General features: G+C 66.7%; 1 protein-coding gene. It reads right to left on the reverse strand.

Features of this window, described 5'->3' with window-relative positions; genetic code table 11:
- Positions 1-13 precede the first annotated feature (13 nt).
- The coding region (locus AC0IYH_RS29620) for a DUF6445 family protein (protein WP_471837635.1) at positions 14-399 on the reverse strand (386 nt) is incomplete at its 5' end.

The raw sequence follows: 399 nt of genomic DNA on the forward strand, positions 1-399 counted from the left end.
GCCACACTCCGCATCACCGCCCCCGGATGAAGATGTTCGTCGTCAGCCGGCCGACGCGTGGATCGGCACTGAGCACGGCGCCGGCGGGGATGATGCCGGAATGCAGCAGCCGTCCCTGATAGATGACCAGCCGGTCCGTCTTGCCTTCGACCGATCCGATGCGTTCGAAGCGTTCATCGTCGGTGACGATGTAGCCGTCGCCCGCCCCCTCCGCCCGAACCGTGGTGACGAAGCGGTCGTAGGTTTCCGGCGTCACCGCCTCGATCCCGGTCGATCGCTGCCGGTAGAAGGCCGTGCCCGGCGTGTCCTTCAGATAGTGTAGCACCGCGATATAGTTCGCATCGGTGGAATCGAAGTGCGGCGCACGCTGCGCCGCCGACAACGTCGCGGGCGTGGCGG

Source organism: Pseudomonas sp. AC463, from assembly GCF_979253585.1.